The organism is Vogesella sp. (genome assembly GCF_046297735.1).
GTDB classification, from domain to species: domain Bacteria; phylum Pseudomonadota; class Gammaproteobacteria; order Burkholderiales; family Chromobacteriaceae; genus Vogesella; species Vogesella urethralis.
Window position 1 is genome coordinate 1 of sequence record NZ_JBKBHK010000027.1, and the last position, 22586, is coordinate 22586.

General features: G+C 62.1%; 15 protein-coding genes. 12 read left to right on the top strand and 3 right to left on the bottom strand.

Annotated elements, in window-relative coordinates; genetic code table 11:
• Together ACK4FZ_RS17265 and nadB are read left to right on the top strand one after the other, a co-directional pair.
• Positions 1-227, top strand: a 227-nt coding sequence (locus ACK4FZ_RS17265; RefSeq protein ID WP_409823168.1) for a hypothetical protein, incomplete at its 5' end; no start/stop codon positions are given.
• Positions 228-378: 151 nt separating this feature from the next.
• On the top strand, positions 379-1962 hold the full coding sequence (nadB, locus tag ACK4FZ_RS17270) for an L-aspartate oxidase (protein WP_409823171.1): 1584 nt from the start codon (positions 379-381) through the stop codon (positions 1960-1962).
• A gap of 60 nt (positions 1963-2022) precedes the next feature.
• Here the strand turns inward: nadB and ACK4FZ_RS17275 are convergent, their stop codons facing one another.
• A complete protein-coding gene (locus ACK4FZ_RS17275; RefSeq protein WP_409823174.1) occupies positions 2023-4323 on the bottom strand; it encodes a PAS domain S-box protein in 2301 nt (766 codons plus the stop codon).
• A gap of 196 nt (positions 4324-4519) precedes the next feature.
• On the opposite strand from ACK4FZ_RS17275, the gene ACK4FZ_RS17280 reads away from it, so the two are divergent.
• From ACK4FZ_RS17280 to dnaE, 6 genes are all read left to right on the top strand, one after another.
• Positions 4520-5518, top strand: a complete 999-nt coding sequence (locus ACK4FZ_RS17280) for a TRAP transporter substrate-binding protein (protein WP_409823177.1) — start codon at positions 4520-4522, stop codon at positions 5516-5518.
• A 59-nt stretch (positions 5519-5577) separates the two neighbouring features.
• Complete coding sequence (locus ACK4FZ_RS17285; protein WP_409823179.1) at positions 5578-6249, top strand: TRAP transporter small permease; 672 nt, start codon at positions 5578-5580, stop codon at positions 6247-6249.
• On the top strand, positions 6246-7526 hold the full coding sequence (locus tag ACK4FZ_RS17290; protein WP_409823182.1) for a TRAP transporter large permease: 1281 nt from the start codon (positions 6246-6248) through the stop codon (positions 7524-7526). Before ACK4FZ_RS17285 ends, ACK4FZ_RS17290 begins: the two co-directional genes overlap by 4 nt.
• A 137-nt stretch (positions 7527-7663) precedes the next feature.
• Positions 7664-9940: an NADP-dependent malic enzyme gene (locus ACK4FZ_RS17295; protein ID WP_409823185.1), complete on the top strand. Its 2277-nt coding sequence runs from the start codon at positions 7664-7666 to the stop codon at positions 9938-9940.
• A gap of 124 nt (positions 9941-10064) precedes the next feature.
• Positions 10065-10307, top strand: a complete 243-nt coding sequence (locus ACK4FZ_RS17300) for a PhaM family polyhydroxyalkanoate granule multifunctional regulatory protein (protein ID WP_144373940.1) — start codon at positions 10065-10067, stop codon at positions 10305-10307.
• Positions 10308-10393: 86 nt separating this feature from the next.
• Positions 10394-13828 carry a DNA polymerase III subunit alpha gene (dnaE, locus tag ACK4FZ_RS17305; RefSeq protein WP_409823188.1) on the top strand — a complete coding sequence of 1145 codons (3435 nt, stop codon included), beginning with the start codon at positions 10394-10396 and terminating at the stop codon, positions 13826-13828.
• A gap of 93 nt (positions 13829-13921) precedes the next feature.
• Here the strand turns inward: dnaE and ACK4FZ_RS17310 are convergent, their stop codons facing one another.
• Positions 13922-14422, bottom strand: coding sequence for a GNAT family N-acetyltransferase (locus tag ACK4FZ_RS17310; protein WP_144373938.1), 501 nt, complete (start codon positions 14420-14422; stop codon positions 13922-13924).
• A gap of 149 nt (positions 14423-14571) precedes the next feature.
• Between ACK4FZ_RS17310 and ACK4FZ_RS17315 the strand changes: the two genes are divergently transcribed.
• Together ACK4FZ_RS17315 and ACK4FZ_RS17320 are read left to right on the top strand one after the other, a co-directional pair.
• Positions 14572-15795 carry an anion transporter gene (locus ACK4FZ_RS17315; RefSeq protein ID WP_409823191.1) on the top strand — a complete coding sequence of 408 codons (1224 nt, stop codon included), beginning with the start codon at positions 14572-14574 and terminating at the stop codon, positions 15793-15795.
• Positions 15796-15933: 138 nt separating this feature from the next.
• Complete coding sequence (locus tag ACK4FZ_RS17320) at positions 15934-17607, top strand: SulP family inorganic anion transporter (protein ID WP_409823193.1); 1674 nt, start codon at positions 15934-15936, stop codon at positions 17605-17607.
• 79 nt (positions 17608-17686) lie between these two features.
• Here ACK4FZ_RS17320 and ppk2 read toward each other — a convergent pair whose 3' ends face one another.
• On the bottom strand, positions 17687-18535 hold the full coding sequence (gene ppk2, locus ACK4FZ_RS17325) for a polyphosphate kinase 2 (RefSeq protein WP_409823200.1): 849 nt from the start codon (positions 18533-18535) through the stop codon (positions 17687-17689).
• Between the two features lie 418 nt (positions 18536-18953).
• Here ppk2 and ACK4FZ_RS17330 point away from each other — a divergent pair, with 418 nt between their 5' ends.
• Positions 18954-20639: a glutamine--tRNA ligase/YqeY domain fusion protein gene (locus tag ACK4FZ_RS17330; protein ID WP_409823195.1), complete on the top strand. Its 1686-nt coding sequence runs from the start codon at positions 18954-18956 to the stop codon at positions 20637-20639.
• Positions 20640-20744: 105 nt separating this feature from the next.
• A complete protein-coding gene (ushA, locus tag ACK4FZ_RS17335; protein WP_409823198.1) occupies positions 20745-22385 on the top strand; it encodes a bifunctional UDP-sugar hydrolase/5'-nucleotidase UshA in 1641 nt (546 codons plus the stop codon).
• Positions 22386-22586 lie beyond the last annotated feature (201 nt).

Sequence of the window (22586 nt, forward strand, 5' to 3'; positions counted from 1 at the left end):
ATCCAAGCAAATTTTTGGCACGCAAGTTCAAAGAAACATCGTTTCTTGATCTTTGCAGTGCAAGTATTTGGCAGAGCCAGACACTTACACCTATCGGTTATTTGGTTTGTTTAAAGAGCGGCGCTGACTTCGTTTCGTTTGCGTCATCAGCTGAGGAGGCGAACTATACCCACCCCGCCCTGGGCCGTCAACACCTCGCCTGCAAAAAAGTGCAAGTAATTGCTTAAGTAGCTGATTTGCAAAGGTGACGAAAAGCAAAAAGGTTGGCCGCATGCGGCCAACCCTACCTTTATTGCACTGCCGCAGACAGGGCATGCGCGCTCTGCTACCCTTTAGGGCTTGTTTATCGACTGTAGGCGACCCGTCGCAAGGCATGGTATGAGCACGCTCAAGTTTGATGTTCTGATTATTGGCAGTGGCCTGGCTGGCATGACCCTGGCGCTGCACCTGGCGGAAACCCATAAGGTAGGCTTGATCACCAAGCGTGACCTGCTAGAAGGCAGCTCCAGCTACGCCCAAGGGGGCATTGCTGCAGTACTGGACACTGGCGACTCTATAGAAGAGCACATCAGCGACACGCTGATTGCCGGCGCCGGCCTGTGCAATGAAGAGACGACTCGCTTTATTGTAGAGAACTCCAAAGACGCCATTGACTGGCTGATCGACCTGGGCGTGCCGTTCACCCGCGACGACAGCCACCAGACCGGTTATCACCTGACGCGCGAGGGTGGCCACAGCCATCGCCGCATCATTCATGCAGCCGACGCTACCGGCGCAGCCGTCACCACGACACTGGGCCAGAAGATCAAAGCCCATCCGCGCATTACCGTACTGGAAGACTTTATTGCGGTTGACCTGATTACCAGCGCCAAACTGGGCCTGGAGGGCAAACGCTGCTTCGGCGCTTACGCGCTGGACAAGCTGGCAGACCAGGTGGTGACCATTGCGGCCAACCATACCATCCTGGCGTCCGGCGGCGCCGGCAAGGTTTACCTGTATACCACCAACCCGGACACCGCGACCGGCGACGGCATTGCCATGGGCTGGCGCGCTGGCTGCCGCGTGGGCAATATGGAATTCATCCAGTTCCACCCTACCTGCCTGTACCACCCGCACACCAAATCGTTCCTGATTTCCGAAGCCGTGCGCGGCGAAGGCGGCATCCTGCGCCTGCCGGACGGCACCCGCTTCATGCCGCATCACGACGAGCGCGCCGAACTGGCACCCCGCGACGTGGTGGCACGCGCCATCGACTTCGAGATGAAAAAGCACGGTCTGGATTGCGTCTATCTGGACATCTCGTACAAACCGGCCAGCTTCATCCAGGAGCACTTCCCTAATATCTACGCCCACTGCCTGGAGCTGGGCATCGACATCACGCAGCAGCCGATTCCGGTGGTGCCAGCGGCGCACTACACCTGCGGCGGGCTGATCACCGACCTGAAAGGCCGCACCGACGTGGAAGGCCTGTACGCCGTAGGCGAAGTGGCGTGCACCGGCCTGCACGGCGCCAACCGCCTGGCCAGCAATTCGCTACTGGAGTGCATGGTAATCGGCAAGGCTGCCGCCGCCGACATCCAGTCGGCCGCACCACTGGCGCTGCCGACGATGCCGGACTGGGACGATAGCCGCGTCACCGACACGGACGAAGAAGTGGTGATCTCGCACAACTGGGACGAACTGCGCCGCGCGATGTGGGACTACGTCGGCATTGTGCGCACCAACAAGCGACTGGAGCGCGCACTGAACCGCATCAAGTTGCTGAATGAGGAAATCGACGAGTACTACAGCCATTTCCACATCACCAACGATCTGGTCGAGCTGCGTAACCTGGTACAAACCGCCGAGTTGATCGTGCGCTCGGCGTTAAGCCGCAAGGAAAGCCGCGGCTTGCATTTCAGCCGCGACTACCCGGACACGCTACCGCAGACGCAAGACACTATCCTGACGCCATCACGCTGATCGCCACCGCCGCAACGCCCCGCCCTGCTTCTGCCGCGCGGGGCATTTGCATGCCTGGCATCAATGCAGGCGCGATGCCTCGGCGGGCGGCACAAACACCGGCAAAGTGAACCAGAACACACAACCGCCGGTGACCGGGGTGCTGACGCCAAACTCGCCACGATGAAACTCCACGATGGAGCGGCAGATGTTGAGGCCAATGCCCATGCCGTCGGTTTTGGTGGAGTAAAACGGGGTAAACAGGTTTTCTTTCACCGCATCCTGCAAGCCGGGGCCATTGTCCTGCACCTCCACTCGCCAGAATTGCTGGCCGGTAAAGCTGCGCAGGTGCACAGTTGGCCGCAGGCTACCCGCCTCGCGCATCGCTTCGATGGCATTCTTGATCAGGTTGAGCAGCACCTGCTCGATCAGTACCGGGTCCATTTCCACCCTTACACCACCACGCGCCGGCTCCAGATGTAGCCGCACACCGTACTTGTCGGCCATCGGTTGCGCCATGCCCTGCACCCGTCGTACCGCCAGCTCCGGGTCGCACAGCTCCAGCTGTGGCGCGTGCTTCTTCACAAAAGCCCGGATGCTGTTGACGATCTGCCCGGCGCGGCGGGCCTGCTCGGCAATGGCCTGCACCGCCTCCCCTATGCCACGATTGGCCGCCACTTCGGCCGGTAGCCGCCGTGCCAGACCGGACGAATAGGTAGAGATGGCGGTGAGCGGCTGGTTAAGTTCGTGCGCCAGCGACGACGCCATCTCGCCCATGGCAATCAGGCGCGAGGTGGTCTGGAAGCGCTCCTCCTGCGCCAGCTCGCGTTCGGCACGGGCGCGGGCGTCGGTGATGTCGAGCAGCATGCACAGCCAGGCCGGCTCGCCACCCACCCAGTCGATGCGACGGTATTGCAGCTGGAACCAGCTGCGCCCGCCATCCGGGCTGCTCTCCAGGTTGGCCGCCACCTGAGCCGCACCAGACAGGCCGGGCATCAGCGGGCAGTAACTGCCATCTACGGCAAAGCCGGCCCAGCCGGCAGCAAAGGCCGGGTTGGCGTACAGCAGTTGGAAGCCGTCGCCATCAATCACGCACAAGCCGCTTTCCACCCCGTTCAGCACCGCCAGGAAGCGGCGATGCGAGGCATCCAGCGCCAGCCGCTTTTTCTTGAGCTCGGTGATGTCGTACATCGACGCTACCCAGCCATCGTGCCGGCCGTCCTCCAACACCAGCGGTGTGGCGTACAGCCGCACCTCGAACTTCTCCCCATCCCGGTGGCGGAACGGCAACTCGAAGCCGTGCTCGGGCAACTGCCCGGCCAGCATGGCCTGCATCGCCGCCGTCAGCACCTCGTGATCGTCATCGGCCCAAAAGCTGTGCGGCAGCTGCTGACCCACCAGTTCGTCGGCGGTCAGCCCGGTCAACTCGCACATGGCACGGTTGACGCGCAGAATCTGCCCGCTGCCGCCAAAGGCGATCAGGCCGCTCTTCATGCTGTCTTCCACCGCTTGACGCAACGACATTTCACGCTGCAGCGCGCGCTCGGCGCGGGCACGTACCCTGACCTGACCACGGATGCGCCACAAAGAGAACAGCAGGGCAATGACCAGCACACCGATCAATAAGCTCAGTATCGGCAACGAAAACCCGACACCAACACGATAAGTAATGGCGCGCAAGCTGACGCCATAGCCAGGCGGGTCGAAACTGAGCTCGTGCGACAGCGTACCTACCGGCGAAGCCTGGTCAAATTTGCTCGCCAGTACCTTGCCACCCATGTCAACCAGACTCACGTGGTATTTGGTAGCAATCCACCACGGCACCTGGTACTGCAGCAAGCCATCCATGCGATACACCAGCCGCAGGCCACCGACGTAGCGACCCGACACAAAGACCGGCACCGCAAAATCAAAACGGTACTTGCCATCCGGGCCCAGATAAGGCGGGCTGTAGGCTGCATGCCCCAAGCGCTCTGCCCGCCAAAGTGCATCGTAAGCATCGCCTAGCAGCTGCAAACCACTACGTTTCTGCGCATCCAGCAACACTTCACCGCGAACACCCACCCATTGCACCGCTTCTACTTCCTTGCTTTCACGCTGCAGCAAGGCAGCGGCAGCGAGAAAGCGCCGCGACTGGGCGCGACCTGGCGGCATGTCTGGCACCAACGCCTCCAGCACTTGCTGGTGACTTTCCAGGTGCAGGCGCAGGCTTTGGTCCAGCCACAGCAACTCCTGGATCAGGCCGTCGCGCTGCTCGTCGCGCCAGTCTTTATAAACCACCCAAAACAGGCCAGACAATGCGGCCAGCAAGCCCAACAGAATGAGCGTGGCACCTATCCATAGACGGCGTGGCGTGGCGTGGGATGCAATATCGTTTGGCATGAATTGGCAATGCAGATGAAGGTTGGCCGCAGCCGGCAAACTGCCGACGCCCGCGATGGGCGGATATTAGGGATTTCCCCAATGCGGAAGTCCCCAATGGCTTATCTAGTGCTTTGATTCTAGTGTTAGACACAGCACGGAGCCCTGCACAATAAGCAGGACCTGCGCAACACAGACAACACATAGGAGAGTACCCATGAAACTGAAATACGCCGTCCTTGCCGCCAGCCTGGCATTTGGTGTTTCCGGCATCGCCAGTGCCAACAATATCGTAATCAAGTTCAGCCACGTGGTGGCGCAGGATACCCCGAAGGGCAAGGCCGCAGAATACTTCAAGAAGCTGGCAGAAGAGCGCACCAAAGGTCGTGTTCAGGTACAAGTATTCCCCAACAGCCAGCTGTACAAAGACAAAGAAGAAATGGAAGCACTGCAACTGGGTGCCGTACAGATGCTGGCCCCCAGCTTGGCCAAGTTCGGCCCGCTGGGCATGAAAGAGTTCGAAGTTTTTGACCTGCCGTATATTTTTGACAACTACGCTGAACTGCACAAAGTCACCCAAGGCCCTATCGGCATGCAGATGCTGTCCAAGCTGGAGAGCAAAGGCATCAAGGGTCTGGCGTTCTGGGACAACGGTTTCAAGATCCTGTCGGCCAACAAGCCCATCAAGAGCCCGGCAGACGTACGCGGCCTGAAAATGCGTATCCAGTCTTCCAAGGTGATTGAAGAACAAATGCGCAGCATGGGCGCCCTGCCGCAGGTGATGGCGTTCTCGGAAACCTACCAGGCGCTGCAAACCGGCGTGGTGGATGGTACCGAAAACCCGCCGTCCAACATGTTCACCCAGAAAATGCACGAAGTACAGAAACACGCCACCGTCACCAACCACGGCTATCTGGGTTACGCGGTGATCGTGAACAAGAAGTTCTGGGACGGCCTGCCGGCTGACGTGCGCACCATCCTGGATGGCGCCATGAAAGATGCCACCTTGTACGCCAACAAGATTGCCAAGCAAGAGAACGACGAAGACCTGGCCAAGATTCGCGCCAGCGGCAAGACCCAGGTTTACGTGCCTACCGAAGCCGAACGCCAAGCTTTCAAGAAAGCCTTGGTACCGGTACACACCAAGATGGATGAGCGCATCGGCGAAGGCCTGGTACAGCTGATCTACAAACAGACCGGCTACACCCCGAACTAAGCCCGCCTCACGAACGCGCCCGCGTCCCTGCGGGCGCGTTTTCATCCGGAGACTTCACCGTGATCAAGATACTCGACCATCTTGAGGAGTGGCTTGTTGCCTTCCTCATGGCCGCCGCCACCCTGATTACCTTCGCCTCGGTTGCCCACCGCTATGGCAGCGGCTTTGAAAGCCTGCAACCCATTCTGCTCGAAATCAATATGGGCTGGGCCCAGGAACTGACCATCTACATGTTTGTATGGATGGCCAAGATTGGTGCCGCCTACGGCGTGCGTACCGGCATCCACGTGGGCGTAGACGTGCTGATCAACAAGTTCGACACCCCGCTGCGTAACAAATTCGTCTTGTTCGGCCTGTTTGCCGGCGCACTGTTCACCGCCATCATCGGCTGCCTGGGCGCCTACTTTGTATGGGAAAACGGCATGGCTTACGCCACGCTGACCACCTTCGGCATGGAAACTGGCGACTTCTACGAAGGCCCGACTACGCCTGACCTGGAATGGCCGACCTGGATGGTGTACTCCGCCATTCCGGTAGCGTCGTTCCTGATGTGCTTCCGCTTCCTGCAAGTGGCCTGGATCTTTGCCAAGACTGGCGAGCTGCCGCACCACGACCACGGCCATGTAGACGGTATTGAAGAAGAGCCGGTCGCCATCGGCGAAGCTTTCGTCATCGCTGAAGAACAAGAACACGCCCACGGCGGCAAAGCACGCAAAGGAGACCAGCAATGAGCGCGCTGATCATTTTTGGCATCCTCGCGGTGCTGATGCTTACCGGCATGCCCATTTCCATCTCGCTGGGCCTGACCGTTCTGACCTTCCTGTTCACCATGACCGAAGTACCGATCGAGGCGGTGGCGCTAAAGCTGTTCACCGGTATCGAGAAGTTCGAGATCATGGCCATTCCGTTCTTCATCCTGGCGGGCAACTTCCTCACCCACGGCGGTGTGGCTCGGCGCATGATCAACTTTGCCACCTCGATGGTGGGTCACTGGCACGGCGGCCTGGCACTGGCCGGCGTGGTAGCATGTGCGCTGTTTGCAGCGGTGTCGGGCTCCAGCCCGGCCACGGTGGTCGCCATTGGTTCCATCCTGCTGCCGGCCATGCTGAAGCAGGGCTACCCCAAAGAATTCGGCGTCGGCGTGATCGGCACCGCTGGTGGCCTAGGCATCCTGATTCCGCCGTCCATCGTGATGGTGATTTACGCCGTATCCACCAACGCCTCGATCGGCAAGCTGTTCATGGCCGGCGTTATCCCCGGCCTGTTGTTGGCCACGATTCTGCTGGGTGTAACCTGGTTTGTAGCGCGCAAGAAAAACTACCCGCGCATGGCCAAAGCCAGTTGGGGTGAGCGCCTGAGTACTTTCCGCGAAAGCTTCTGGGGCCTGTTCTTGATCATTGTGGTGATCGGCGGCATTTACTCCGGCATCTTCACAGCTACCGAAGCAGCAGCCATGTCGGCAGTGTACGCCTTCTGCGTGGCGCTGTTCGTGTACAAGGACATTGGCTGGAAACAGGTACCTAAGGTATTGCTCGATTCGGCCAATATGTCGGCCATGCTGCTGTACATCATCACTAATGCGGTACTGTTCTCGTTCCTGCTGACCAGCGAAAGCATTCCGCAAAACCTGGCAGCCTGGATCAACGAACAAGGCCTGTCGCCGTGGATGTTCCTGCTGGTGGTCAACCTGCTGCTACTGCTGGCCGGCAACTTCATGGAGCCGTCGTCGGTACTGCTGATTACCGCCCCTATCCTGTTCCCGGTGGCCGTGGCGCTGGGTATCGACCCGATCCACTTCGGCATCATCATGGTGGTGAACATGGAAATCGGCATGATCACACCGCCGGTGGGGCTGAACCTGTACGTAGCGTCCGGCATTGCCAAGATGGGCCTGACCGACGTCACCAAGGCCTGCGCGCCGTGGATTCTGGTGATGATCGCCTACCTGATGCTGATCACCTACGTACCGGCCATTTCGCTGTGGCTGCCCAACGCACTGGGCATGTAATGTACGCAACCTGAACAAACGCGACGGAACCCTTCCGTCGCGTTTTTTGTCGGACACGCGTAGCCCTCACACAAGGGTTGGCCCTATAATGGCCGACCTCTCCACACCCCTCTGAATAACAATCAGGAGCCAACAGAATGGACGAGCAACTGCGCCAAGCCGCACTCGATTTCCACCAGTTCCCGCAGCCGGGCAAGATCCAGGTCGCCCCAACCAAACCGCTGGCCACCCAGCGCGACCTGGCACTTGCCTACTCCCCGGGCGTAGCCGCACCCTGCGACGCTATCGTGGAAGACCCGCTGAACGCCTACAAATACACCGCCCGTGGCAACCTGGTTGCCGTGGTCACCAACGGTACCGCCGTACTGGGCCTGGGCAATATCGGCCCGCTGGCCGGCAAGCCGGTGATGGAAGGTAAAGGCGTTCTGTTCAAGAAATTTGCCGGCGTTGACGTATTCGACATCGAGCTAGACGAAAACGACCCGGACAAGCTGGTCGACATCATCTGCGCGATGGAGCCGACCTTCGGCGGCATCAACCTGGAAGACATCAAGGCGCCCGAGTGCTTCTACATCGAGAAGAAGTGCCGTGAACGCATGAACATTCCGGTATTCCACGACGACCAGCACGGTACCGCCATCGTGGCCGCCGCTGCGGTACTGAACTCGCTGCGCCTGGTGAACAAGGACATCAGCAACGTTCGCGTGGTGACCTCCGGTGCCGGCGCCGCTGCCATTGCCTGCCTGGATCTGCTGGTAGCCCTGGGCGTGAAGCGCGAGAACATCACCGTTTGCGACTCCAAAGGCGTGATCTTCCAGGGTCGCGACGAGAAAATGGACGAGTCCAAACTGCGTTTTGCCATCCCGGACAACGGCCAGCGCAAACTGGCTGACGCCATGGTCGGCGCCGACATCTTCATGGGTCTGTCCGGCCCGAAACTGGTGACCCAGGACATGGTGAAATCCATGGCCGCCTACCCGGTGATCCTGGCCATGGCCAACCCGGAACCGGAAATCCTGCCGCCGCTGGTGAAAGAAGTACGCCCGGATGCCATCATCGGTACCGGCCGTTCGGACTACCCGAACCAGGTGAACAACGTACTGTGCTTCCCGTTCATCTTCCGTGGTGCGCTGGATGTGGGCGCCACCACCATCAACGACGAGATGAAACTGGCCTGCGTGCGCGCCATTGCCGACCTGGCCATGGCCGAGCAGAACGACGTGGTGGCTTCCGCCTACGGCGACCAGGAACTGTCCTTCGGCCCGGAATACGTGATTCCGAAGCCGTTCGACCCGCGCCTGATCGTGCAGATCGCCCCGGCCGTGGCCAAAGCCGCCATGGATTCCGGCGTGGCTACCCGCCCGATCAAGGACTTCGACGCCTACGTGGACCAGCTGGCCCAGTTCGTGTACAAGACCAACCTGTTCATGAAACCGGTATTCGCCCAGGCCAAGAAAGAAGCCAAGCGCGTAGTACTGGCCGAAGGTGAAGACGAGCGCGTGCTGCACGCCACCCAGGAAATCGTATCGCAAGGCCTGGCCAAGCCGATCCTGATCGGTCGCCCGGCGGTGATTGCCAAGCGTATCGAAAAACTGGGCCTGAAGCTGGAAGCCGGCAAAGACTTCGATCTGGTGAACAACGAATCCGATCCGCGCTTTGGCGACTACTGGAAGGAATACTACAACCTGATGAAGCGCAAAGGCGTTTCCCAGGAACAGGCCCGTCGCCGCGTGATCGGCAACACCACGCTGATCGGCGCGCTGATGGTACGCCGCGGCGAAGCCGACGCGCTGATCTGCGGTACCTACGGTACTTACCGCCAGCATCTGGACATCGTGCGTGACGTGATCGGCTACGCCCGCGAAGACAAGGTAACCGGCGCCATGAATGCGCTGATCCTGCCTACCGGCAACATCTTCATCACCGACACCTACGTCAACGAAAGCCCGGACGCGCCGCAACTGGCCGCCATTACCGAAATGGCCGCCCGCGCGGTAAGCCGCTTCGGTATCGCCCCGAAAGTGGCCCTGCTGTCGAACTCCAGCTTCGGCACCTGGAACACCGAAGGCGCCAGCAAGATGCGTGACGCGCTGGAGCTGATCCGCGCGGCCCACCCGGAACTGGAAATCGACGGCGAAATGCAAGGCGACGCCGCCCTGGTGGAAGCCATCCGCCAGCAAGCCATGCCGGACAGCACGCTGAAAGGCGCGGCCAACCTGCTGGTAATGCCGAACGTGGAAGCAGCCAACATCAGCTACAACCTGCTGCGCGTGTCTGCGTCCGACGGCGTGACCATCGGCCCGATCCTGATGGGTATGGCCAAGCCGGTACACATCCTGACCCAGATCTCGTCGGTACGCCGCATCGTGAACATGGTGGCCATGGCCGCTGTGGATGCACAAAACGGTAACTGATCCGCTCTGCCAACGACAGCATGACAACGGGCCCCGGTGGGGCCCGTTTTTTATTGCCATGCGCATGTCCACTGGCGCAATCTGCACTAAGATACAGACACAACAAACCAGAACAGGAGCCAGCATGAGTGCCGAATTCAACCCCGCCGACCCGTTTGCGCTGTTCCGCCAGATGATGCAGTCGGCCACGCCACCCGGCGCCCAGCCCTTTCTGCCGCCGATGAGCAGCGAAGAAGTCGAGCGCAAGATCGCCGAACTCAAGGTGGTGGAAACCTGGCTCACCATGAACCTGGGCATGCTGTCGATGCAGATCAAGACGCTGGAAATGCAAAAAGCCGCGCTGGCTGCGCTGCGTCCGAAAGAGTAAGCCCGCTCCGCCATGGTTGGCCGCATGCCTTGCGGCCAACCATGTTTCATTTGGACAGCACGCGCGGCGCCGGTAGAATGCCCGGCATGAATGCACCCCGCTTTGTCCATCTTCGCCTCCACTCGGAGTTTTCCATCACCGACGGCATCGTGCGCCTGGACGACGCCATCAAGCGCGCCGTCAAGGACGGCATGCCGGCGCTGGGCATGTCCGACCTGATGAACATCTTCGGCATGGTCAAGTTTTACAAGGCCTGCCGCGGCAAGGGCATCAAGCCCATCGTGTCGTGCGACATCTGGCTGGAAAACGCCGAAGACCGTGACAAACCGTACCGGCTGCTGCTGACGGCGAAAAACCGCGAAGGCTACCGCCGCCTGTGCGAGCTGCTGACCCGCGCTTTTAGCTACAACCAGTACCGTGGCCGCGCCGAAATCAAGCGCGCCTGGCTAGAAGAAGGCGACAACAGCAATCTGCTGTGCCTGTCCGGCGCCCACCTGGGCGACGTGGGCATGGCCTTCGCCAACGGCAACGCCGACGAAGCGCGCAGCCGCGCCGAGTACTGGGCACGGCTGTTCCCCGGCGCCTTCTACCTAGAGCTGCAACGGCTGGACAACCCGCAGGTAGAAAACATCCTGCAGTCCACGCTGTGGCTGGCCGGCGAAACCGGCCTGCCGGTGGTCGCAACCCACCCGATCCAGTTCATGGACCCGGACGACTTCAAGGCGCACGAGGCACGGGTGTGCATTGCCGAAGGCTACACGCTGGGCGACAAGCGCCGCCCGCGCCAGTTTGCCGAATGCCAGTCTTTCCTCAGCACCGAGCAGATGCTGGCGCGCTTTGCCGACATTCCCGAGGCGCTGGAAAACACGGTGCAGATTGCCCGCCGCTGCAACATCAACGTGGTGCTGGGCAAAAACTACCTGCCGGACTTCCCCACCCCGGACGGCATGACGCTGAACGACTTCCTGGTATACGAGGCCAAGCGCGGGCTGGATGCACGCCTGGAGCAGCTGTACCCGGACCCGGCCGAGCGCGAGGCGCGACGCCCGGAATACGACGCGCGGCTGAAATTCGAGTGCGACACCATCATCCAGATGGGCTTCCCCGGTTACTTCCTGATCGTGGCCGACTTTATCCAGTGGGGCAAGGCCAACGGCTGCCCGGTGGGCCCGGGCCGGGGTTCCGGTGCCGGCTCGCTGGTGGCGTACAGCCTCAGCATTACCGACCTCGACCCGCTGAAGTACGCGCTGCTGTTCGAGCGCTTCCTGAACCCGGAGCGGGTATCGATGCCCGACTTCGACGTGGACTTCTGCCAGGAAAACCGCTGGCGCGTGATCGAATACACGCGCCGCAAGTACGGCGAAGAGGCGGTGAGCCAGATTGCTACCTTCGGCACCATGTCGTCCAAGTCGGTAATCCGTGACGTTGGCCGCGTGCTCGACCTGCCGTTCGGCCTGTGCGACAAGCTGTCCAAGCTGATTCCGCTGGAGGCCAATAAGCCGTTGAGCCTGGAAAAGGCCATGGCCGCCGAGCCGCAAATCGGGGAAACCATCGAAAGCGAAGGCGCGAACGAGCTGATCGAGCTGGCGATGAAGCTGGAAGACCTCACCCGCGGCATCGGCATGCACGCCGGCGGCGTGCTGATCGCCCCCGGCAAGCTCACCGACTTCTGCCCGTTGTACATCGCCAGCGGCGAAGGCGCGTCGCCGGTGTCGATGTACGACAAGGACGACGTGGAGCAGATCGGCCTGGTGAAGTTCGACTTCCTGGGCCTGCGCAACCTCACCATCATCGAGCTGGCGCAAAAGTACATCAAGGACGTTAGCGGCCAGGACGTGGACGTGGCCAAGCTGCCACTGGACGACCAGCTGGCGTACAAGGTGTTCGCCAGCGGCAACACCACCGGCGTGTTCCAGTTTGAATCCACCGGTATGAAAAAGATGCTGGTGGAGGCCAAGCCCAGCAAGTTCGAAGAGATTATCGCCTTCGTAGCCCTGTACCGGCCGGGCCCGATGGACCTGATTCCCGACTTCATCCAGCGTATGCACGGCGCCAAGTTCGAGTACCTGCACCCGCTGCTGGAGCCGGTACTGGCCCCTACCTACGGCATCATGGTGTACCAGGAACAGGTGATGCAGGCGGCGCAGGTGTGCGGCGGCTACAGCCTGGGCGGCGCCGACTTGCTGCGCCGTGCCATGGGTAAAAAGAAGGTCGAAGAAATGGTGGCGCAGCGCGCCATGTTCGTGAAAGGCGCGGCCGGTAACGGCATCGACGAGGCCAAGGCCAACGAAATCTTCGACTACATGGAGAAGTTCGCCGGCTACGGCTTCAACAAGTCGCACGCGGCCGCCTACGCGCTGGTGGCCTACCACACCGCCTGGCTGAAAGCGCACCACTGCGCCGCCTACATGGCGGCCACCATGTCCACCGAACTGGACAACACCGACCAGCTGAAGGTGTTCTACGACGACGCCACAGACGGCAAGAACGGCCTCACCTTCCTGCCGCCGGACGTCAACCACAGCTTCTACCGCTTCGTGCCGGTAGACCGCAAGCACATCCGCTACGCGCTGGGCGCCATCAAGGGCACCGGCGAGTCGGCAGTGGAACACCTGGTGAAGGTGCGCGAGGAAGGCGGCCCGTTCAGCAGCCTGTTCGACTTCTGCAACCGCACCGACAAAAAGCTGGTCAACAAGCGCGTGATCGAGGCGCTGATCCGCGCCGGCGCCTTCGACAGCATCGAGCCCAACCGCGCGCTGCTGTTCAACAACGTGGCGCTGGCGATGACCGCCGCCGAACAGCAAGCGGCCAACGCCAACCAGGGCGGCCTGTTCGACATGTTCGACGACGACAGTGCCCCCAGTGTGGACATGGTGGCGTGCAAGCCGTGGCCGGCCGCCATCCAGCTGGCCGAAGAAAAGATTGCCATCGGTTTTTACCTGTCCGGCCACCCGTTCTCGGCCTACGAAAAAGAAGTGCGCGGCTTCATCCGCACCCCGCTGGCCAAGCTGGCGCCGCGGCGCGAACCGCAGCTGCTGGCCGGTTTCGTCACCGGCATCCGCACCAAGGTAGGTAACCGCGGCAAGATGGCCTTCATCCAGCTGGACGACGGCAGCGCCAAGCTGGAAGTGAGCCTGTTTGCCGAGGCGGTAGACGCCAACCGCACCAAGCTGAAGGACGACGTGGTGCTGGTGGTGGAAGGCAAGGTCAGCGAAGACCGCTTCAGCGGTGGCATGCGCATCATCGCCGAGCACCTGTACGAGCTGGGCGAGGCGCGCAGCCGTTACGCACGCAGCCTGTCGCTGCAGATGCGCGCCGGCCACGACGTAGCCACGCTACGCAACATCATCACCCCCTACCTCAGCCCGGACAGCGGCTGCCCGCTGCGTATTACCTACCACGGCGCCAAGGCGCGCGGCGACCTGATGCTGCCGCCGGAATGGGGCGTACGGCTGGACGACGCGCTGCTGATGACGCTGGAAGACTGGCTGGGCGACAACAGCGTGAAGATCCTGTGGTAAAGCGCTGCAGCCAACCCTGACCTTGGCCGCGCCATGACACAAGGCCCGTTTGCTGCGCAAACGGGCCTTGTCATTGATGCAAACGCCTGCTGCTCAGGCAAACCACTCCGCCGGCGCATCGTCCCCCGGAAAAGCCATCAGCCCCTGCGAGCTGAGCCCGGCGCCGCGCAATACTGCCGCCGACGCGGCATTGCCCGGCGTGATGTAGGCCACCACCCGTGGCAGGCCCAGCACGCGGCGGCCATAGTCGATACAGCCCCTGGCGGCTTCTTGCGCGTAGCCGTGGCCGCGCGCCGCCGGCAAGAACACGTAGCCCACGTCCACATCCGGCAAGCCGTCGCGGCGGAACAGCCCGCACAAACCCAAAGCCGCGCCGTCGTCGCGGCGCGTAACCAGCCAGAAGCCGAAACCGTTGGCCGCATAGTGCGGCAGGATGCGCTCGCGGATGTGGCTGACAGCGTCGGCCTCGCTGCGCAGGCCGATGTCGCGTACCTGGCGGACAAAGTCCGGGTCGTTCAGCGCCGCCAGCACCACGGCGGCGTCCTGTTCGTCAATGCAGCGCAAGCGCAGGCGCGGGGTCTCGAAAACCGTCATGGCGGGCAACCTCAGCAGGGCAAAGCTTCACGCTAGCAGCTGTCGCCAGCGACGTCACATGGCCGAAGCGACAGGTGGCCGCCCGCGCTACAATGCCGCCTTCCCTTTCACGCCAACAGCCGTACCATCTGCACCAGCCGCCACATACCATGACCACCACCATTGTCCTGATCTTTCTCGTCGTCTACCTCGGCATGATCCTGGGCGGCCTGCCCTTCCTGCAGCTGGACCGCACCGGCGTGGCGCTGCTGGGCGCCATTGCCCTGCTCGGCATCGACGCGCTGACGCCGGAACAGGCGGTAGCCGCCGTGCACCTGCCTACCATCATGCTGCTGTTTTCCTTCATGGTGATCTCGGCGCAAATGCGGCTGGGTGGTTTTTACGACTGGGTGACGCGGCGGCTGGCGGCGCTGGCCATTCAGCCACCGCAGCTACTGGCGGTGCTGATTGCGGTGACCGCCGCGCTATCGGCGGTATTCAGCAACGACATCGTCTGCCTGGCGATGGCGCCGGTATTGGTGGACGCCTGCAAGCAACGCCGGCTGGCGCCAGTGCCGTTCCTGTTGGCGCTGGCCTGTGCGGCCAACATCGGCTCGGCGGCCACGCTGATCGGCAACCCGCAGAACATGCTGATCGGCCAGAGCCTGCGGCTGCCGTTTGCCGGCTACTTCCTCGACGCCTTGCCGCCGGTGCTGCTGGGGCTGGTATTGAGCTGGGCGGTAATTGCCTGGCTGTACCGTGGCCGCTGGCAGGCGGCAACCCCCGCCGCCGGTGACGACAGCCCGCGCGAGGACGTGCCGTTTGACGCCTGGCAAACCGGCAAGGGTCTGGCGGTGGCGCTGGCGCTGCTGGTGGGCTTTCTGCTGGCGCCGTGGCCGGCCGAACACCTGGCGCTAATCGGCGCCGGCTTGCTGCTGATGAGCCGCAAGCTGCATTCGCGCCACATGCTGGGCCTGGTGGACTGGGAGCTGCTGGTGCTGTTTGTCAGCCTGTTCGTGGTGAACAGCGCCTTGCAGCATACCGGCGTTACCGCGCAGGCCATCGCCAGCCTGGCCAGTGCCGGCGTCGACCTCAGCCACACCGGCACGCTGTTTGCCGCCACCTTCCTGCTCTCTAACGTGGTGTCCAACGTGCCAGCGGTGATGCTGCTGTTGCCGGTGACGCCGGCCGAAGGCGGCGGCCTGCTGCTGGCGCTGGCAAGCACGCTGGCCGGCAACCTGCTGATCGTCGGTAGCATCGCCAATATCATCGTGGTGGACGCCGCGGCCCGGCGCGGCGTGGCCATCGACTGGCGCGTGCACGCCCGCGTGGGGGTGCCGGTTACGCTGCTGACGCTGGCCGCCAGCGCCGGCTACCTGCTGCTGCGCTTCTGAAACGGCGGCGGCCAAGCTGCAAAGGCAGAATGCCGGGCTGCACATCCGAAAAAGCACGGCAAACCACGATGACCCTTGAAATGGCAGGGGTTTATTGCTTAGTCTGATGGCAATACAACTCGAACAAGACAGCCTGCCATGCTCACCGCCTTGCCGGGGCTGCGCCCCACCCTGCTGGAATCGCTTCGTCACTACAACCGGGCCCTGTTCCGCCAGGACCTGATGGCCGGCCTCACCGTCGGCATCGTGGCACTACCCTTGGCCATGGCGTTTGCCATTGCCAGCGGGGTACCGCCGCAGGCCGGCATCTTTACCGCCGTCATTGCCGGCTTCCTGGCGTCGGCGCTGGGCGGCACCCGGCTATGCGTGACCGGCCCCACCGGCGCCTTCATCGTCATCATCTACGGCATCGTACTGAAGTACGGCGTGGCCAACCTGATCCTGTGTACTTTCATGGCCGGGGTGATGCTGGTGATCATGGGGCTGCTGCGGCTGGGCCAGGTGATCAAGTTTTTCCCCATGCCGCTAATTACCGGCTTTACCAACGGCATTGCGGTGCTGATCTTCCTTACCCAGCTGAAAGACTTCTTCGGGCTGCCGATCGACAAGATGCCGGCCGGCTTCTTTGCCGTCATCGACCTGCTGCGCCATACCCTGCCGCAATTCGACCCGCTAACGCTGGCGATTGCCATGGCCACGCTGCTGCTGATCCTGCTGTGGCCGAAAAAGCTGGGCAAGACGCTGCCAGGGCCGTTTGTGGCGCTGATCCTGGCCACGCTGACGGTAACGCTGTTCGAGCTGCCGCTGGCCACCATTGGCAGCAAGTTCGGCGGCATTCCGCAGGGCCTGCCCGAGGTGCACGGCCTGAGCTTCGACCCCGAACACCTGTCCGACCTGCTGGCGCCGGCGTTTACCATCGCGCTGCTGGGCGCCATCGAGTCGCTGCTGTGCGCGGTGGTGGCCGACAGCCTCACCGGCGACAAGCACGACGCCAACCAGGAGCTGATCGCGCAGGGCATCGCCAATATGGTGGTGCCGTTCTTTGGCGGCATTCCAGCCACCGGCGCCATCGCCCGCACCGCCACCAACATCAGCAACGGTGGCCAGACACCGGTCGCCGGCATCGTGCACGCCGCGCTGCTATTGCTGGTGATCCTGATCGCCGCGCCGCTGGCGGCCTACATTCCGCTGGCGGCGCTGGCGGCCATCCTGATTGCCGTGGCCATCAAGATGGGCGACTGGGACGTGCGCAAGGCAGCGCAGTTTCCGCGCCAGGATACCGCCGTGCTGGTGGTGACTTTCGTGCTGACCGTGGTGTTCGACCTGACCATCGCGGTACAGATCGGCCTGATGATGGCGGCCGTGTTCTTCATCCGCCGCATGGCGGCCAGCACCAGCATCCAGCGCCTGCGCGCCGAGCACGCGCTGATGTACGAGCGGCACTCGATTGCCGGCAAGCACGTGCCGGACGGCTGCGTGGCCTTCCGTGTCGAGGGCGCGCTGTTCTTTGGCGCGGCCGACTCGCTGGAGCACATCATCACCGAAGCCACCGACGCGCGGGTGATCATCCTGCAGTTGCACCGGCTGGTGCTGCTGGACACCAGCGGCCTGCTGGCACTGTCCACGCTGAACGAACGGCTGCAGCAGCAAGACCGCACGCTGATCCTGTGCGGCGCCGGCAACGAGATTACCGCCATGATCCGCCACGCGCCGCTGGCGGAGGAAATGGGCGAACGCAATATCCAGCCCGATCTGGTCACCGCCTTGCGCCGCGCCGAAGACATCCTCACCAGCGGCGTGGTGTGGGGCTGAGCGGCAAGGAAAAAGGTTGGCCGCACGCTGCGGCCAACCCTGACACTCTACCGGCTACCACCGCCGGCTGCTTAACCTGCTAAAAGCGGCTGATTTCTTTCTCGGATGCCTCGAACACCTGCGATGCCGGGCCCACCACCAATACGTCCGGCTTCAGGATGGCTTCGTTCTTGCCGGGGTACGGCAGCGTCCACAGGAAGTGGCGCAGGCAGTTCAAGCGTGCGCGTTTCTTGTCGTCGGACTTGATCACCGTCCACGGCGCGTCGGCGGTGTCGGTGTGGAAGAACATCGCCTTCTTGGCTTCGGTGTAGTCGTCCCATTTGTCCAGCGACTGGATGTCGATCGGCGACAGTTTCCAGTGCTTCAGCGGGTCGTCGCGGCGCGAGATGAAGCGGCGCAGCTGTTCTTCACGGCTTACCGAGAACCAGAACTTGAACAGACGGATGCCGCTGTTCACCAGCATGCGCTCCAGCTGCGGTGTCTGGCGCATGAACTCCAGGTATTCCTGCGGGTTGCAGAAGCCCATCACCCGCTCCACGCCGGCACGGTTGTACCAGCTACGGTCGAACAGCACGATCTCGCCGGCGGTAGGTAGCAGCTGGATGTAACGCTGGAAGTACCACTGGCCGCGTTCCTGCTCGGTGGGTTTTTCCAGTGCCACCACGCGGGCGCCGCGCGGGTTCAGGTGCTCCATGAAGCGCTTGATGGTGCCGCCCTTGCCGGCGGCGTCGCGGCCTTCAAAGATCACCACGATCTTCTGGCCGGTTTCCTTCACCCAGCTTTGCACCTTCAGCAGTTCCACCTGCAGCTCGGCTTTCTGGCGCTCGTAGTCGGCGCGCTTGATGCGGTTCTTGTACGGGTAGTCGGCCGGCAGCGGCGCGCTATTGCTGTCTTCGGACGAGCCGTGCGGCGCGTGCGCCACCTGCATCGCTACCGGCGCATGGCTGACGGCCTCGATCTCGCGGGCGGCGGCCTCGCGGCGCACCTGGGCCGGGGTTTTGCGCGGTTTGCGCGCCGGGGCTGCCGGCGGGTTGGCCGCGTCGGAAACGGCGGTGTCGGTATCGGCCACCAGGGCCTTGTCGTTATCGTTCATGGGCTTGCCTCGTGGGGTGTGTGACAAAGCCATGCTACGCCGGTGTCTTGTCATATTTATCCATTTCGATAAATGGATTTGATATGGCGCAAATCCTCGCCCACGCTGCAACCACGTTTGCCACGGCTTGCGCCAGCGCATGGCCGGCCCGATCGCCATCACAATCCTCGCCTGCCCTGCGGGGCACTAGCCGCGATGGTGGGGTTATCGGTTACAATCGTACGATTATCGATTGCTCAACCCACTAAAACCGATGTCTGCAGAAAACAATGCTCCGGTGATCAGCAACTTCATCCGCTCGATCATCGACGAAGACCTGGCCACCGGCAAACGTGCCGCGGTGGTAACCCGCTTTCCGCCCGAGCCGAACGGCTACGCCCACGTGGGCCACGCCAAGGCGATCTGCATCAACTTCGGCCTGGCCGAAGACTACAACGGCCAGTGCAACCTGCGCATGGACGACACCAACCCGGAAAAAGAATCCGACGAGTTCGTACAGGCCTTCCGCGAGGACATCAGCTGGCTGGGCTTCCAGTGGAACGGCGACATCCGTTTTGCTTCCGATTACTTCGACCAGCTGTACGACTTTGCCGTGGAGCTGATCCGCGCCGGCAAGGCCTTCGTCTGCGACCTGACGCCGGACGAAATGCGCGAGTACCGTGGCGGCCTGACCGCACCGGGCAAGAACAGCCCGTACCGTGAACGCAGCGTGGAGGAAAACCTCGACCTGTTCACCCGCATGAAGAACGGCGAGTTTGCCGACGGCAGCAAGACGCTGCGCCTGAAGATCGACATGGCGTCGCCCAACATCAACCTGCGTGACCCGGCCATCTACCGTATCCGCCGCGTGCATCACCACCGTACCGGCGACAAGTGGTGCATCTACCCGATGTACGACTACACGCACTGCATTTCCGACGCCATCGAAGGCATCACCCACAGCCTGTGCTCGCTGGAATTCGAAGACCACCGCCCGCTGTACGACTGGGTGCTGGACAACATCAGCATCGGCCACCACCCGCAGCAGATCGAATTCTCCCGCCTGGAGCTGCTGTACGCGCTGACCTCCAAGCGCAAGCTGCAACACCTGGTGAACCAGGGCGTGGTGACCGGCTGGGACGACCCGCGCATGCCCACCATCGCCGGCATGCGCCGCCGTGGCTACAGCCCGGCCGGCATCCGCCTGTTTGCGCAGCGTATTGGTGTGTCCAAGAGCGAAAACATCATCGACATGTCGGTGCTGGAAGGCGCGGTACGCGAGTCGCTGGAAAACGAATCGCCGCGCGTGATTGCGGTGCTGGACCCGATCAAGGTCACGCTCACCAACTACCAGGAAGGCGTGAGCGGCAGCCGCAGCGCACCGTTCCACCCGCACCACCCGGAAATGGGCGAGCGCGAGATTCCGCTGGCACGCGAGATCTACATCGAACGTGAAGACTTCGCCGAAGTGCCGCCGCCGAAGTGGCAGCGCCTGACGCCGGGCGGCGAAGTGCGCCTGCGCTACAGCTACGTGATCAAGTGCGATGAAGTGATCAAGGACGACAGCGGCAAGGTGGTGGAGCTGAAGTGCTCGATCGACCACGATACGCTGGGCCAGAACCCGGTTGGCCGCAAGGTGAAGGGCGTGATCCACTGGATTGCCGCCAACCATGCTATCGAAGCCGAAGTGCGCCTGTACGACCGCCTGTTTACCGAAGCGCGCCCGGACGCGGTACGCGGCGACGACGGCGAGTACGTCGACTTCATGAACTTCCTGAACCCGGCCTCGCTGACCACCATTACCGGCTACGTAGAGCCGGTGGTGCTGCAGGCTGCGCCGGAAACCCGCTACCAGTTCGAGCGCATCGGTTACTTCGTGACTGACCGCCGCGACCACCAGGCGGGCGCCAAGCCGGTGTTCAACCGCACTGTTGGCCTGAAAGACAACTGGAGCAAATAAAATCTGCCATCACGGCAAGCCCTGCACACCGGGGCTTGCCGTTTTTTTTTGCCCTGCGCGATACTGCAGGGTCTGCGTCTATAAAACGAAATACGGGGCCCATCCATGAAACTACGCTATCCGGCACTCTGCCTGTCCGTGCTTGCCGCCATGTCCGCCACCTCCGGTACCGCACTGGCCAAACCGGTGAAAGACCAGGTTTACAAGATCACCATCCTGCACACCAACGATCACCACGGCCGCTTCTGGCGCAATAGCGACGGTGAATACGGCATGGCCGCACGCAAGAACGTAATCGAACAGATTCGCGCCGACGTGCGCAAGAATGGCGGCTACAGCCTGCTGCTGGACGGCGGCGACGTGAACACCGGCGTGCCGGAATCCGACATGCAGGACGCCGAGCCGGACTTCAAGGGCATGAACCTGCTGGGCTACGACGCCATGGCAGTGGGCAACCACGAATTCGACAAATCGCCGGAAGTGCTGGCCAAACAGCGCCAGTGGATCAACTTCCCGATGCTGTCGGCCAACATCTACAAGGACGGCAAGCGCCTGTTCGAACCGTACCGCATCTTCAAACTGGGCGACGTGCGCGTGGCGGTGATGGGCCTGACCACCGACGACACTAAAAAGCTGACCAACCCGGAAAACACCAAGGGTATCGAGTTCCGCAAACCGGCGCGCGAAGCCGCCAAACTGGTGCCGCAGCTGCGCAAGAAGGCTGACGTGGTGATTGCCGCCACCCACATGGGCCACTACGACGATGGCAACCATGGCGTGAATGCACCGGGCGACGTGGAAATGGCACGCGCAGTCAAAGGCCTGGACCTGATCGTGGGCGGCCACAGCCAGAACCCGGTCTGCATGAAAGCCGAAAACGTGCGTGACACCGCCTACGTACCGGGCACCGATTGCGCGCCGGACCGCCAGAACGGCGCCTGGATCGTACAGGCGCACGAATGGGGCAAATACGTTGGCCGCGCCGACTTCGAGTTCCGTAATGGCGAGTTCAAGCTGGTGAAGTACCAGCTGATCCCGGTTAACCTGAAGAAGACGGTGAAAGGTGCCGACGGCAAGGAACAGAAGGTGTACTACACCCAACAGGTACACGAGCACAGCGAAGTGCTGGAATTCCTGCGCCCATACCAGAACAAGGGCCAGGAAGCACTGTCGGTGGAGATTGGTGCCACTGAAGGCAAACTGGTCGGCGACCGCAACCAGGTACGCAGCCAGCCCACCAGCATGGGCATCCTGATTGCCAGCGCGATGAAAGAAAAAGCGCAGGCCGACTTTGCCATCATGAACTCGGGTGGCGTGCGTGATTCCATCGCCGCCGGCAAGATCACCTACAAGGACGTGCTGAAGGTTCAACCGTTCGGCAACACCCTGGTATACGTGGACATGAGCGGCAAGGAAGCACTGGAGCTGCTGCGCACCGCAGCCAAGATGAGCCCTGGCTCCGGCGCCTTTGCACAGTTTGCCGGCGTGAAACTGGTGATCGAGGGTGGCGAACTGAAACAGGCACAGATCGGTGGCAAGGACATCGACCCGGCCAAGACCTACCGCGTGGCGCTGAACAACTTCACCGCCGCCGGCGGTGACGGCTACCCGAAACTGTCCACCCACAAGGGTTACGTCAACACTGGCTACGCCGACGCCGATGTGCTGAAGTCGTTCATCAGCGCCCGGGGTGGCGTGATCAAGGCCGGTGCCTTCGACCCGGCCGGCGAGATCGTGCGCAAGTAAGCCTCTGGCGCCAGGTTGGCCGCACGCGGCCAACCTGGCCGCTTGCTACACCAAAAAGCCCCCGCTTTGCCTGCCAGAGCGGTAATGCCAGTCAGTTAACGCTGACTGGCATTTTTCGTTGGATATTTGTGTGCCCTGTTCTTCACCACTCGCGGGCAATGTCGGTCTGGTCTGCGGGGTGGTAGGACAAACAGACTCGAC